Source organism: Pseudarthrobacter sp. CC4 (assembly GCF_048957775.1).
In the GTDB taxonomy this organism is placed as follows: Bacteria; Actinomycetota; Actinomycetes; order Actinomycetales; family Micrococcaceae; genus Arthrobacter.
Genome location: NZ_JARCCZ010000040.1, coordinates 1 through 11878, shown reverse-complemented (window position 1 = coordinate 11878; position 11878 = coordinate 1). Strand labels below are relative to the sequence as shown.

Genomic DNA, 11878 nt, shown 5'->3' with positions numbered 1-11878 from the left:
GGTCCCGCCGTCGTCCGCTTGCTTTGTGGAGGCATTCAGTGAGGGAGCAGGGCGCCCTATCCTGGCGCCCCGTTCAATGCCCTTGTTTCAGGTGGTTCTGCAGGACATAGACGGTCCGCTGGGCGCACTGCTTGATCCGCCGGAGGTGGTCCGCCGCGATGAGGGGCAGGGTGACGGCCGGGTCCCCGCTCCCGGCCTGGCGGCGCAGCGCCTGTTCGAGTTCGGCGGCATAGGCTGCCAGCCGTTCGGCACCCACCATCTGGCTTGACGTTTTCAGGCTCAGCACGGCGTCCATGGAGCCGGCCACGTCGCCGGTGGTGAGCGAAAGCCGTACTTTTTGCAGCCGCTGGGGCATGTGCGCGATGAAGTTCTCCACGAAGACCTTCCACACGCCCTCGTCATCCTCGAGATCGTCGCGCAGCCGTTCGAGTACTGCGGGGTCCAGGAGCGGCCGGGCATAGGCGTCCGGCTGAGTCATGGCAGGGCCTCCGTGCCATTCATGACCGCCCCCTTCACAGTCGGAACACCCGCGGGGTTTGTGCGCAGGGCTTTTGAAGGACGGTACGTGCAGAGCGGGTGGAGGGCACGAGTGGTGGGTACTCGATTTTTTTCGCGGGTACTGCTCGCGCCCGCCGCCATCGTCCGACCTTGCATCCCTCCGGTAGCCTGTTGCAATGGTGAGTGGAATTGCCGATCTGGGCGCGGAGGCGATCCTGCTTGCCGGAGCAGGGCGGGCCATCCTGCTGCAGCTTGCCGAGCCGGGGGTGGGGCGGGGCGTCGCCGAGCACAGCACGTTCACGGACCGCCCCATCAACAGGCTCAAGGGCACCCTGACCTACGTCTACGCCGTGGTTTACGGCACCGACGAGCAGGTGAAGGAGGTCCGCCGCAGGGTCAACCGCGCCCACGCGCCTGTGCGCCGGGCTGCCGATGACGAGTCGCCGGGGTACAACGCGTACGACGCCGGGCTTCAGCTGTGGGTGGCAGCGACGCTCTACGACACCGCGCTGACCATCATCGAGAAAATCTACGGTCCACTCGACGACGAGTCCGCCGACGCCATGTACCGCGATTACGCGAAGCTGGGCACGGCCCTGCAACTGCCAGCGCATATGTGGCCGGAGGACAGGGCCGCGTTTGGACGCTACTGGGATGGGAAGATGCGTGCACTGCGGGCTGATGAGAATGCCGTGCGCTTTGGCCGGGGACTCCTGTATCCGAAGCGGGCGGCGCTGTGGTACCTCGCCATCATGCCCTTCGCCAGGTTCCTCACCGCAGGCCTCCTGCCGGACCAGTTGCGCCGGGACTTCGGCCTGGCTTGGAGCCACCGCCATGAGCGCCGCTTCAACCGCACCTTCAAGATCCTGGCGGTGACCTACCCGAAGCTGCCCCAGGGCATCCGGCACTGGTTCAAGGACTACTGCCTGAACCAGCTCGACATCAGCTCCCGCCGGGCAGTGACCGCGTAGTTCCAACCTGCTGACGCGCCGGCAGAACAAGGTAAGGTTGCTTACTAACTTGATCTCCGGCAGCGAAGGGCCAAAAGACATGGTTGCAGGCAACAATCCGCCCCACCCGGAGGCGGCCCAAACCGGGGTCAAAGGCGAAGTCCACCAGGACCGCTTTGTTGGCGGGCAGGACCTCACCAGGTGGGATACCAGGCCGGGCCGGCTCCTGGCATCGGTCGCCAAACGCATCAGCGGCCTTTTCGGGTCCCACGCGGTATTGATCATCACCTTGGCCGTCGGGGCAGCGCTGGCGGTTTCGCTGGCTGCGGTTTTCGCGCAGGTCTACGAATCCGTCGTCGAAGCCGATGGAGTTGCCGGACTTGACCATCCCGTCCTGGACGGCGCAAAAACGCTCAGGTCCCCGGGATTGGACATCCTCGTCACCACCTATACGGACGTGGGCGGGACCGTCGGGATGCCGGTGCTGGCTTTGGCCGTCATGGCCGGCCTGGCGTTCAAGCGCCGGTCCGTGACCCCTGTCATCCTCATGCTCGTTGCCGGGCTCGGTTCGCTGCTGATGACTATCGCGGGCAAGGAGCTGGTGGGCAGGACCAGGCCGGACCTGGCCGATGCCGTGCCGCCCTACGAGTACTCAGCTTCATTCCCCAGTGGCCACTCCCTGAATTCCGTGGTGATCGCGGGCATCGTGGCCTACCTGATCATCCTCCGCCTCACCACGGCCCGCGCCCGGATACTCACGGGAGTGGCGGCGGCGGTTTTTGCGGCAACCATGGGGCTGAGCCGGGTCTACCTCGGCCACCACTGGCTTACGGACGTGCTGGGCGCCTGGGCACTCGGAGCGGCCTGGCTGGCTCTGGTCATCACTGCCCACCGGCTCTACCTCACCACGCGGGTGCACCCGCCTGCGCCGGTGTCCGGGCCCGCCAGGCCCTGACCCGCAGCGTGCCCCGGACATACGCCGTCAGCTGATGAGGACCTGCCGTGCGCAACCAGCCCCAGCGTGTAGTACTCCTCCGGTCATCCAGCTGGAAACACTGGTCCCCGGCGGCGCCGGAGCCACGTGTGCCCGACTTTACGGAGGCCGCCACCGCACGACAAGAGCTCCGGCGCCGGACCACCAGCGAAGAACACCGCACCAGCGTGGCCGCCTCAGCGGGCTGTGCCGGCCCATCAGAATGCCGCTCCGATCGAGGCCAGCTCCGGCGCAACAGCGCCGGCGAAGCGGTTGGCCGGGCGGTCCAGGCCGTAGTGCTCGCGCAGGGTGGTGCCCGCGTAGCCGGTCCGGAACAGGCCGCGCTCCTGCAGGATGGGCACCACCTGGTCCACGAATGCCTCCAGGCCGGAGGGGAGCACCGGCGGCATGATGTTGAAGCCGTCCGCCGCGCCGCCGTCGAACCATTCCTGGATGGCGTCCGCCACCTGCACCGGGGTGCCCGTGAAGGTGCGGTGCCCGCGGCCGCCGCCCAGGCGGCCGATCAGCTGGCGCACCGTGAGCTGCTCCCTGCGGGCGAGCTGGACGATCAGGGTGTAGCGGCTCTTGGCGCCCTCGATCTCGTCCTCGCCGGGCAGGTCCTCGGGCAGCTGGCGGTCCAGGGGCAGGTCCTCCGGAGCCACCCGGAGCGTCTTGGCCAGCTGGATCCTGGCGTACTCGGGCTTGATCAGCCGGTCCAGTTCCCGCTCCAGCTCCAGGGCCTCTTCCTCCGTGGCGCCGATGACCGGCACGATGCCCGGCAGGATCTTGATGGTCTCCGGGGCGCGGCCGGCAGCAGCGGTTCGGGCCTTCAAATCCTGGTAGAACTCCTGCGCATCGGCAAGGGTCTGGTGCGCGGTGAAGACGGCGTCGGCGTACCGGGCGGCGAGATCCTTGCCGTCCTCGGAGGATCCCGCCTGCACAATCAGCGGGTGCCCCTGCGGCGAGCGGGGGACGTTGAGGGGACCGCGGACCCTGAAGTGCTTGCCCTCGTGGTCGATCACGCGGATCTTTTCGGCGTCGCCCCAGACGCCCTCGGCCTTGTCCGCGAGCACGGCGTCATCCTGCCAGCTGTCCCACAGCTTCCGGGCCACCTCGATGAACTCGGCGGCACGCTCGTACCGGACAGCATGGGCGGGCTGGTCATCCACGCCGAAGTTGCGGGCGGCGTCCGGGCCGGCGGTGGTGACCACATTCCAGCCGGCGCGGCCACCGCTCACCCAGTCCACGGAGGCGAAGCGGCGGGCCAGGTTGAAGGGATCGTTGTAGGTGGTGGAAGCCGTGGCGATCAGCCCGATGCGTTCCGTGGCGCCGGCGATGGCGGTCAGCAGCACGGTGGGCTCGAGCTTGCCGGCCGGGCGGCGGCCCACCTCGCCGAAAAGGACGGGGGAGTCGGCGAAGAAGATGGAGTCCAGCTTGCCGCGCTCGGCGGTGCGGGCCAGCTGCTTGTAATGCTCCACGTTGGTGCTGGAGTGCGGGTCGCTTTCGGGCAGCCGCCACGATGCCTCGTGGTGGCCGGTGCTCATCAGGAAGGCGTTGAGGTGGAGTTGGCGGTAGGGACGATTGGTGGCAGTCATGGGGTAATCCTTCGGGTCTGGAGGTTCAGTGGGTGGCGCCGACGACGCCAAGATCGGTGAGGAGGTCGCGGCGGAGGGCTTCGTGGCCGGCTGCGTCTTTTGCCGTTCCGACGTCGGGCGCAACAGTGCGGACGGTGGCAACGCGGCCGCTGTCGAGGACAACGATCCGGTCCGCGAGGGCGATGGCCTCGTCCACGTCGTGCGTCACGAGCAGGACAGCCGGCCGGTGGGCGGCAACGAGGTCCCGGAGGAGTCCGTGCATCCTGATCCGGGTCAGCGCGTCCAGCGCGCCGAACGGTTCGTCTGCCAGGAGCAGCTGCGGCTCACGGACCAGCGAGCGGGCCAGCGCCACGCGCTGCTGTTCGCCGCCGGACAGCTCGTGCGGCCAGGACTTCTCGCGGCCGGCGAGCCCCACCTCGGCGAGGGCCTTGCGTGCCCGGGCCTCGGCGTCGTGCTCCCGCAGCCCCAGGGTGACGTTGCCCAGCACGCTGTCCCACGGCAGCAGCCGGGAGTCCTGGAACACCACGGACACGCGCTCGGGGACCGAGATCACACCGCTGCCGCGCACGTCGTGGTCCAGCCCGGCGAGTGCCCGCAGCAGGGTGCTCTTGCCGCAGCCACTGGGACCGAGCAGGGCCACGAACTCGCCGGGGGCGATGACCAGGTCCACGCCGTTCAGGACGCCTTTGGGGCCAAAGCTGCGGATCAGGCCGCGGACCGAAACTGCGTTGATTGTTCCGGGAGGGGCGACGGCGGAAGGGGCGACGGCGGTCAGCCCGCCAGTGTGCGCTGCCATGAGAGGGCCTTTCGTTCGAAGAAGCGGACGGCGCCGTCGGACAGCAGGCCGAGAAGGCCGTAGACGGCCAGTCCGAGGACGATGATGTTGGTTTGGCCATAGGTGCGGGCGAGCTCCATCATGTAGCCGATGCCGCTGGTGGCGTTGATCTGCTCCACCACCACCAGCGACACCCAGGCGCCCGTGACCGCGAAGCGCAGGCCCAGGAAGAAGCCGGGGAGGGCGCCGGGGAGGACCACCTTGCGGATGAAGGCGGCGCGGCCCAGGCCCACGGTCTGGGCGAGCTCCACGTAGCGCAGGTCGATCCCGCGCAGCCCGGCGTGGGTCTGCAGGTAGATCGGGACAAAGACACCGAGGGTGATGGTGAGGACCTTCATGGTCTCGTCGATTCCGAACCACAGGATGAGCAGCGGGATCAGGGCCAGGCCGGGGATGGCCCGCTTGATCTGCACCGGGCCGTCGATGAGCGCCTCACCCGCGCGGCTCAGCCCGGACAGCAGGGCCAGCAGGGCGCCCACGACGATGCCGAAGAAGAGCCCCAGGCCAGCCCGCTGGGCGGAGATGGCGAGGTTCTCCTGGAGCCGGCCGTCGGCGAGGAGTTCCCCGGCGGTGGCCACCACCGTCCAGGGCTCGGAGAGGATGCGCGGATCCAGCAGCCCGGTGGCCGAGGAGGCGGCCCACAACAACAGCAGCACCGAGGGGCCCAGCAGCCAAGCCAGCTGCCGCCGCTTTCCCGGTCCCAGCCGGCGGCCGGTGGGCCGCACGTCCTCGCGCGCGGCGAGCGCCGGGTCCAGGTGCGGTTCGACGGCGGGACGTTCCAGTACGGCGCTCATGCGGTGCCTCCCTTGCCCGCCGCGGCGAAGGCGGTGCCCGCGATGGCCTCGAAACGGGTGTCGTAGAGGTCGTCCGCTTTCAACTGCGGCTTCTTCTGTTCCCGGGCCAGCAGGTCGATGGTCTGCTGGTGGCGTCCGATGGCCTCGGTCCAGGACGTGGGAACGTCCCGCTTGCCCGCGGCGTCGATCAGGTACTGCCCGTCCTCGGCGGAAAGCCCCTGATCCTTGACGTAGTAGCCTTCCAGCCATTCCTTGGGGTGGTCCTCGATCCAGCGCTGCGCTTTGCCCCAGGCCTCAACGTACTTGGCCAGGGCGGCGGCCTTGGCGGGATCTGCCAGGACCTTGGCGGGGGAGTAGAGGTGTCCCGGATCATCCCGCAGGCCGTGCCGGAGGGTGGTGGCGCCGTCGGCCCTGTACTTGGCGAGGTAGCGCTTGATCTGCACCCCGCCCAGCGGCGCCGCATCCACCTGCTTGCCGGACAGCGCCGAAGAGTAGGCGTCACCGGTGCTGGGCAGCTCCACCAGCTTGACGTCCTCCTGCTTGAGCCCGGCCTTCTCAAGGATCCGCAGGACCAGGGCGCCCTGTGCCTGTCCGGGGCTGTACGCCACTTTTTTGCCGCGCAGGTCTTCCAGCCTGCTGATGCCGGCGCCGGGAGCGACGCCCAGTTCGTACAGCGGGTGATTCACTGCGTCCTGGCGGTAGGCGCTCGCGATGATCCGCACGTCCAGGCCGGTCCAGGTTGCGTGGATGGGCGGAATGTCCGCCACGGAGCCGACGTCCAGGGCGTTGGCCCTGAAGGCCTCCGTGGTCTGCGGACCGCCCGAGATGTTGGCGAATTCCACGTTGATGCCGTCCAGGTCCTTGACCAGGCCGGACAGCTCAAGCGCCACGCGGATGCTGGGATCGCCCACTTTGATGGTGGTCCCTTCGGGGACTGAGGTGGCGAGCGGGGCAAACGACGCCTGGCTGGCCGGGTTGCCGGCTGTGGCGGTGCCGCCGCAGGCGGTCAGGAGGCCGACGGCGGGAATCGCCAGGAGTGCGCCCAGCGCCTTGCGGCGGGTGAACGGCCGGACGGAGGGCGGCCGGGGCGGGGAAAATGCGGGGAAGGTCATGGGATGCCTTTCGAAGGGTGGAGTGGCGGGTATCCGGGCGCGACGAATCGCCCGGTGACCGGGAAGACGAAACGGGATGTAGGAGCGTGCCGGCGTCGGACGAATGCGCCCGACGCGCCGGAACTCAGTGCTGGGGACCTGTGGAACTGCTGCCGAAGCTAGCGCCGGTGTGCTGCCATTCGGCGGGACGGAATCATTCGGAAGCTGCAACAGCACGGACCCCACGTGGCGGCGCTGTCCGCGCGGCTGGAGATGTCAGGCATCGGGTCCTCCTTCTCGTAGCAGGTGCTGTTTTTACGGGCTTGGCCGGTGCCGTTGAAACACCTAAGCACGCCTGGCGAGGCCTTGGCCAGCGGCCCGAAACGGAAGCTCAACAGGACGAAACGGCGCTACTTATTCCGCCATTCCCGGGTCAAAACGGGCAACGCGGCGCCATGATCCGCAATGCGGGTTAATGTGACTGGAAGGGTTGTGGGATGTGGTTGACGGGAGAAACACATGGATCGCCGGGTCCTCGCCGCGGCAGCCGCGGGAACAAGCATCCTGCTGGCAGGCTGCACCGCCGCCCCGTCACCCGCGCCGGCAACCACGTCCCCTGCACCGGCGACCTCCTCCACGCCTCCATCCGCTCCGGCGTCCTCCGTCCCCGCAACTGATCCCGCGCCCGCAGCGGCAGCCGCCATCGCCGGCACGCCCCAGCCGGTGGCCACGGGCCTCAACGCTCCGTGGTCGGTGGTCTTCCGCGACGGGACGCCGCTGGTCAGCGAGCGGAACAGCGGGCAGGTCCTGGAGCTTTCCCCTGAGGGCTCGGCGCGGTCCATCGGAACCGTCCAGGGTGTAGCTGCACGGGGAGAATCAGGGCTGTTGGGACTTGCCGTTGGCAGCCAGGGCGACCTGTACGTGTATTCGACGGCGGCGGACGGCAACCGGGTCCAACGTTTCCCGGTCAACGGCGAACCGGGCTCACTGTCGCTGGGGCAGCCGGACACGCTCCTCGAACGCATCCCGTCCGCGAGCATCCACGACGGCGGCCGGATCGCCTTCGGTCCCGACGGCATGCTCTACGTGACGGCCGGTGATGCGAGCCGGCGCGACAGCGCCCAGGACCGGGATTCGCTCGCCGGAAAGATCCTGCGGATGACTCCCGACGGCGGTGTCCCGGCGGACAACCCCTTCCCGGGATCGCTGGTCTACAGCTATGGGCACCGCAACCCGCAGGGCCTGGCGTGGGCGGACGACGGAACCATGTTCGCCACCGAGTTCGGCCAGAACACGTGGGACGAGCTGAACATCATCACGCCCGGCGCCAACTACGGCTGGCCAACGGTGGAGGGCATCGCGGGCAGGCCGGGCTTCGTGGACCCGGTGCAGCAGTGGCAGCCAGGAGCCGCAAGCCCCAGCGGCATGGCCCACGCGGGCGGAACACTGTTCCTGGCCAACCTGCGCGGACAGGTCCTGCGGTCCGTCCCCGTCTCCGACCCCGCCACATCCACGGAGCATTTCAGCCGCGAGTACGGCCGGATCCGGGACGTGGCGCTGGCCCCGGACGGCCGGCTGTGGTTCCTGACCAACAACACCGACGGCCGCGGCGATCCCCGCCCCGGGGACGACCGGATCCTCGCCGTCGACCTCGAAAGATGAGCAGGCGCTTCGTCAGCCCCGTGCGCCGGCCTGGGCCAGTTCCACGATGTTCTCGGTGGCGGCCCAGGAGGCGAGGAGCTTGAGGGCCTCATCGGAGGGGCTGCCGGGCGTGGCCGGGTAGACGGTCAGGGAATGCCCCGGGTCCTCCTCCAGCCCCAGCACCTGGTAGTTCAGTTCCAGGAGCCCCACCACGGGATGCTGGAAGAGTTTCGTTCCCGCGTAGTGGCGGCGAACGTTGTGCGCAGCCCAGCGCGTCCGGAACTCGTCGCTGCGCATGGACAGCTCCCCAATGAGTCCGGCAATCCCCTTGTCGTGCGGATTCCGGCCCGCCTCGCGCCGCAGGATGGCAACGTTCATGTTCGCTGCCCGCTCCCAGTCGATATAGAAGTTGTGGGCCCGGGGATCCAGGAAAATGAACCGCGAGTGGTTCGCGGGCCTGGCGGTGCTGCGGTACATGTCGGAGTACAGCGCGTAGCCCAGGGTGTTGGCGGCCACGATGTCCATCCGGTTGTTCCCGATGAATGCCGGCGCGCCGGTGATGGTGTCCAGCAGGAACTGCAGCTCCGGCCGGACCCCTGACGGCACCGGGGGCGCCGCCCGCTTGCGTCCCGATGTGTTGGCTGTCCGGGCGAGGTCGTAAAGATGGTCGTGCTCGGCTCGGTCCAGCTCCAGGGCGCGGGCGATGGCGTCAAGGACACTGTCCGAGACACCCGTGAGGTTTCCGCGCTCCAGCCGCGTGTAGTAGTCAACGCTGACGCCGGCAAGCCTGGCCACTTCTTCCCTGCGGAGCCCGGGGACGCGGCGGCGCCCGCCGTAGGGCTCAATTCCTGCCTGCTCCGGCGTGATGCGTCCACGGCGGGTGGACAGGAACTGTCGTACCTCGGCTCGGTTATCCATAAAGGACACGTTACGACGAATCGGGAAACCGTAAGGAGGGTCTGCCAAAACCCGTTTCAGCAGGGCCCTCGCTACGCCTGCGGGCGGCCGGTTTGATGGAGAAGACCCCTCAGCCAGCAACCGGATGGAGCATCAAACCATGCTGCCTACTACCATGCGTGCGCCGGCGGTGAGCGCCCTCCCGGCGACGCTGGTGGCCACGGTCATCTTCCTGACGGCCGTGGCGCCGCTGGCAACGGACATGTATGTTCCGGCCTTTCCCCGCGTTTCGGCGGAGTTCAGCACCACGGCGTCCGCCGTGCAGCTGACCCTGACCACGTTCTTCGCCGGGATGGGGCTGGGACAGCTGGTGGGCGGGCCGTTCAGCGACCAGCGCGGGCGGCGGTTGCCGCTGGTGGCCGGCACCCTCCTGATGACGGCGGCGTCGGTTGCGTGTGCCGTGTCGCCGGACATCGGAATCCTGATGCTGGCCCGGTTCCTGCAGGGCTTTGGCGGCGGCTGGGCCATGGTCATCGGCCGCGCCGTCATTGTGGACCTGGCCCACGGTCCACAGCTGGTCCGGGTACTCAACATAGTCATGGGGATTGGCGGTGTTGCGCCCATTATCAGCCCGCTGCTCGGTGCGGTCATCCTGCAGCTGACCGGGTGGCGGGTGACGTTCTGGACGCTCGCAGCCCTTGGCATCCTCATGACGCTCTGTGCCCTGTTCGTCGTTCCGGAATCGCTCCCGCCGGAGAAGCGCCACCCGGGCGGGCTGGCTGAATTCGGCCGCGCGGCCAAGTCCGTGCTCTCAAACCGCCGTTTTGTTGGCTACGTCATGGTGGCGTCGTCGGCCTTCATTGCCTTGTTCGCGTATGTGGCGACGTCCGCGTTCATCCTGCAGGGCATGAATGGCCTGTCTCCGGTCATGTATTCGATCGTGTTCGCCGCGAACGCCGGCGGCATGACCATCGCCGCCCTGCTGTCTGCCCGCCTGGCAGGCCGTGTGTCGACGAGGAAAGTCATCTTTGCGGGCCAGCTCCTCGCCCTTGCCGCGGGGGTGGCCATGCTGGCCGGGGCGCTGTGGTGGGCCACTCCGCTGCTGGTGGCCATGGGCAGCTTCTTTGCCCTCATGGTGGCCCAGGGCCTGATCAACACCAACGGCGGCGCCCTCGCCTCGGCGGAGGTACCCGGGCACCCGGGGACCAGTTCGGCGGTCCTGGGGCTCGTGCAGTGGACCACCGCCGGAATTGTGGCGCCCCTAGCGGGCCTGGGCGGCGAGGACACAGCCGTTCCCATGGCGCTGCTGATGATTGGCGGGGCACTGCTTTCCATGGCGGGGCTCCTTGTCCTGGCCCGCCCGCACAACCGCCAAGGGTAGGACTGCCAGAACCAGTTACAACAGGGCCACCTCTACGGGCCTCGGAACCCGGTGTGACGGCATTGCACGCCTGTAGCATTTCAATATCCCCCAAACAGACCTCAGGAGACCCATGACCACCGTCAAGGCTTACGCATCCCCGTCCTCGACTGAGGACCTCATTCCCACCACCATCGAACGCCGCGAAGTCGGCCCCAACGACGTCCTGATCGAGATCAAGTTCGCCGGCATCTGCCACTCGGACATCCACACGGTCCGCGGCGACTGGGGCCCGCAGCAGTACCCGCTGGTTCCCGGCCATGAGATCGCGGGCGTCGTCACCCAGGTAGGGCCCGCCGTCACCTGGCACGCCGTGGGCGACCGCGTCGGCGTCGGCTGCATGGTCAACTCCTGCAAAGAGTGCGCCAACTGCCTGAAGGGCGAGGAGCAGTACTGCCTCAAGGGCAACGTCGGCACCTATGGGGCCGTGGACCGCGACGGCACCGTCACCCAGGGCGGCTACTCCACCCACGTCGTGGTGACCGAAGACTTCGTGGTCCGGATTCCCGAGGGAATCGAACTCGACGCCGCCGCGCCGCTGCTCTGCGCCGGCATCACCACCTACTCGCCGCTGCGCCACTGGGGTGCGGGACCCGGCAAGAAGGTTGCCGTCGTCGGGCTCGGCGGGCTCGGCCACATGGCCGTCAAGCTTGCCCACGCGATGGGCGCCGAAGTGACGGTGCTGTCCCAGTCGCTCAAGAAGCAGGAGGACGGCCTCAAGCTGGGCGCCGACCACTACTACGCCACCAGCGATGAGAACACCTTCGCCGACCTGGCCGGCAGCTTCGACCTGATCATCAACACCGTCAGCGCCTCGATCGACATCAGCTCCTACCTGCAGCTGCTCACCCTCGACGGCGCGCTGGTGAACGTCGGCGCCCCCGCGGAGCCGCTCCCGGTCAACGCGTTCGCGCTCATCATGGGCCGCCGCTCCTTTGCCGGTTCCATGATCGGCGGCATCCGCGAAACGCAGGAGATGCTGGACTTCTGCGCCGAGCACGGCCTCGGCGCGGAGATCGAGGTCATCCCCGCGGAGAAGATCAACGAGGCCTACGAGCGCGTCCTCGCCTCGGACGTCCGCTACCGCTTCGTGATCGACACCGCCACCCTCTGATATGTAGGTTTGGTTGTCAATAGCGCGTAGGTGAGCGGCTCCTGGATTGTGGTTCCGGGGGCCGCTCATT

General features: G+C 68.3%; 11 protein-coding genes. 5 read left to right on the top strand and 6 right to left on the bottom strand.

Annotation, left to right across the window (positions count from 1 at the left end; translation table 11 throughout):
• Positions 1 to 73 precede the first annotated feature (73 nt).
• The gene (locus tag PV768_RS20290) at positions 74 to 478 is read right to left on the bottom strand and encodes an Hpt domain-containing protein (protein ID WP_157240949.1); all 405 of its coding nucleotides are present in this window, start codon (positions 476 to 478) and stop codon (positions 74 to 76) included.
• A 196-nt stretch (positions 479 to 674) separates the two neighbouring features.
• On the opposite strand from PV768_RS20290, the gene PV768_RS20285 reads away from it, so the two are divergent.
• Positions 675 to 1469: an oxygenase MpaB family protein gene (locus PV768_RS20285; protein WP_321214455.1), complete on the top strand. Its 795-nt coding sequence runs from the start codon at positions 675 to 677 to the stop codon at positions 1467 to 1469.
• Positions 1470 to 1548: 79 nt separating this feature from the next.
• On the top strand, positions 1549 to 2403 hold the full coding sequence (locus tag PV768_RS20280) for a phosphatase PAP2 family protein (RefSeq protein WP_421094026.1): 855 nt from the start codon (positions 1549 to 1551) through the stop codon (positions 2401 to 2403).
• 236 nt (positions 2404 to 2639) lie between these two features.
• On the opposite strand, the gene PV768_RS20275 is transcribed toward PV768_RS20280, so the two are convergent.
• Genes PV768_RS20275 through PV768_RS20260 form a run of 4 tightly spaced genes read right to left on the bottom strand, consistent with a single transcriptional unit; the run spans position 2640 to position 6757 of the window.
• Positions 2640 to 4016, bottom strand: a complete 1377-nt coding sequence (locus PV768_RS20275; protein WP_421094025.1) for an LLM class flavin-dependent oxidoreductase — start codon at positions 4014 to 4016, stop codon at positions 2640 to 2642.
• Between the two features lie 25 nt (positions 4017 to 4041).
• The gene (locus PV768_RS20270; protein ID WP_421094024.1) at positions 4042 to 4812 is read right to left on the bottom strand and encodes an ABC transporter ATP-binding protein; all 771 of its coding nucleotides are present in this window, start codon (positions 4810 to 4812) and stop codon (positions 4042 to 4044) included.
• A complete protein-coding gene (locus PV768_RS20265) occupies positions 4788 to 5645 on the bottom strand; it encodes an ABC transporter permease (RefSeq protein ID WP_321214450.1) in 858 nt (285 codons plus the stop codon). The genes PV768_RS20270 and PV768_RS20265 overlap by 25 nt, the downstream gene beginning before the upstream one ends.
• Entirely contained in the window at positions 5642 to 6757 is a 1116-nt protein-coding gene (locus tag PV768_RS20260) for an ABC transporter substrate-binding protein (protein WP_323058044.1), read from the bottom strand. Before PV768_RS20260 ends, PV768_RS20265 begins: the two co-directional genes overlap by 4 nt.
• 498 nt (positions 6758 to 7255) lie before the next feature.
• Here PV768_RS20260 and PV768_RS20255 point away from each other — a divergent pair, with 498 nt between their 5' ends.
• Positions 7256 to 8398, top strand: coding sequence for a PQQ-dependent sugar dehydrogenase (locus PV768_RS20255; protein WP_421094023.1), 1143 nt, complete (start codon positions 7256 to 7258; stop codon positions 8396 to 8398).
• A 12-nt stretch (positions 8399 to 8410) separates the two neighbouring features.
• Here the strand turns inward: PV768_RS20255 and PV768_RS20250 are convergent, their stop codons facing one another.
• Positions 8411 to 9295: a helix-turn-helix transcriptional regulator gene (locus PV768_RS20250; RefSeq protein WP_421094022.1), complete on the bottom strand. Its 885-nt coding sequence runs from the start codon at positions 9293 to 9295 to the stop codon at positions 8411 to 8413.
• A 139-nt stretch (positions 9296 to 9434) separates the two neighbouring features.
• Between PV768_RS20250 and PV768_RS20245 the strand changes: the two genes are divergently transcribed.
• Both PV768_RS20245 and PV768_RS20240 read left to right on the top strand, forming a co-directional pair.
• Positions 9435 to 10655: a multidrug effflux MFS transporter gene (locus tag PV768_RS20245; RefSeq protein ID WP_421094021.1), complete on the top strand. Its 1221-nt coding sequence runs from the start codon at positions 9435 to 9437 to the stop codon at positions 10653 to 10655.
• A gap of 112 nt (positions 10656 to 10767) precedes the next feature.
• The gene (locus PV768_RS20240) at positions 10768 to 11808 is read left to right on the top strand and encodes an NAD(P)-dependent alcohol dehydrogenase (RefSeq protein WP_421094020.1); all 1041 of its coding nucleotides are present in this window, start codon (positions 10768 to 10770) and stop codon (positions 11806 to 11808) included.
• Positions 11809 to 11878 lie beyond the last annotated feature (70 nt).

Bases quoted from the DNA above. Each gene is read 5' to 3' on its own strand.
- PV768_RS20290 (WP_157240949.1), bottom strand. From the start codon at position 478: ATGACTCAGCCGGACGCCTATGCCCGGCCGCTCCTGGACCCCGCAGTA.
- PV768_RS20285 (WP_321214455.1), top strand. From the start codon at position 675: ATGGTGAGTGGAATTGCCGATCTGGGCGCGGAGGCGATCCTGCTTGCC.
- PV768_RS20280 (WP_421094026.1), top strand. From the start codon at position 1,549: ATGGTTGCAGGCAACAATCCGCCCCACCCGGAGGCGGCCCAAACCGGG.
- PV768_RS20275 (WP_421094025.1), bottom strand. From the start codon at position 4,016: ATGACTGCCACCAATCGTCCCTACCGCCAACTCCACCTCAACGCCTTC.
- PV768_RS20270 (WP_421094024.1), bottom strand. From the start codon at position 4,812: ATGGCAGCGCACACTGGCGGGCTGACCGCCGTCGCCCCTTCCGCCGTC.
- PV768_RS20265 (WP_321214450.1), bottom strand. From the start codon at position 5,645: ATGAGCGCCGTACTGGAACGTCCCGCCGTCGAACCGCACCTGGACCCG.
- PV768_RS20260 (WP_323058044.1), bottom strand. From the start codon at position 6,757: ATGACCTTCCCCGCATTTTCCCCGCCCCGGCCGCCCTCCGTCCGGCCG.
- PV768_RS20255 (WP_421094023.1), top strand. From the start codon at position 7,256: ATGGATCGCCGGGTCCTCGCCGCGGCAGCCGCGGGAACAAGCATCCTG.
- PV768_RS20250 (WP_421094022.1), bottom strand. From the start codon at position 9,295: ATGGATAACCGAGCCGAGGTACGACAGTTCCTGTCCACCCGCCGTGGA.
- PV768_RS20245 (WP_421094021.1), top strand. From the start codon at position 9,435: ATGCTGCCTACTACCATGCGTGCGCCGGCGGTGAGCGCCCTCCCGGCG.
- PV768_RS20240 (WP_421094020.1), top strand. From the start codon at position 10,768: ATGACCACCGTCAAGGCTTACGCATCCCCGTCCTCGACTGAGGACCTC.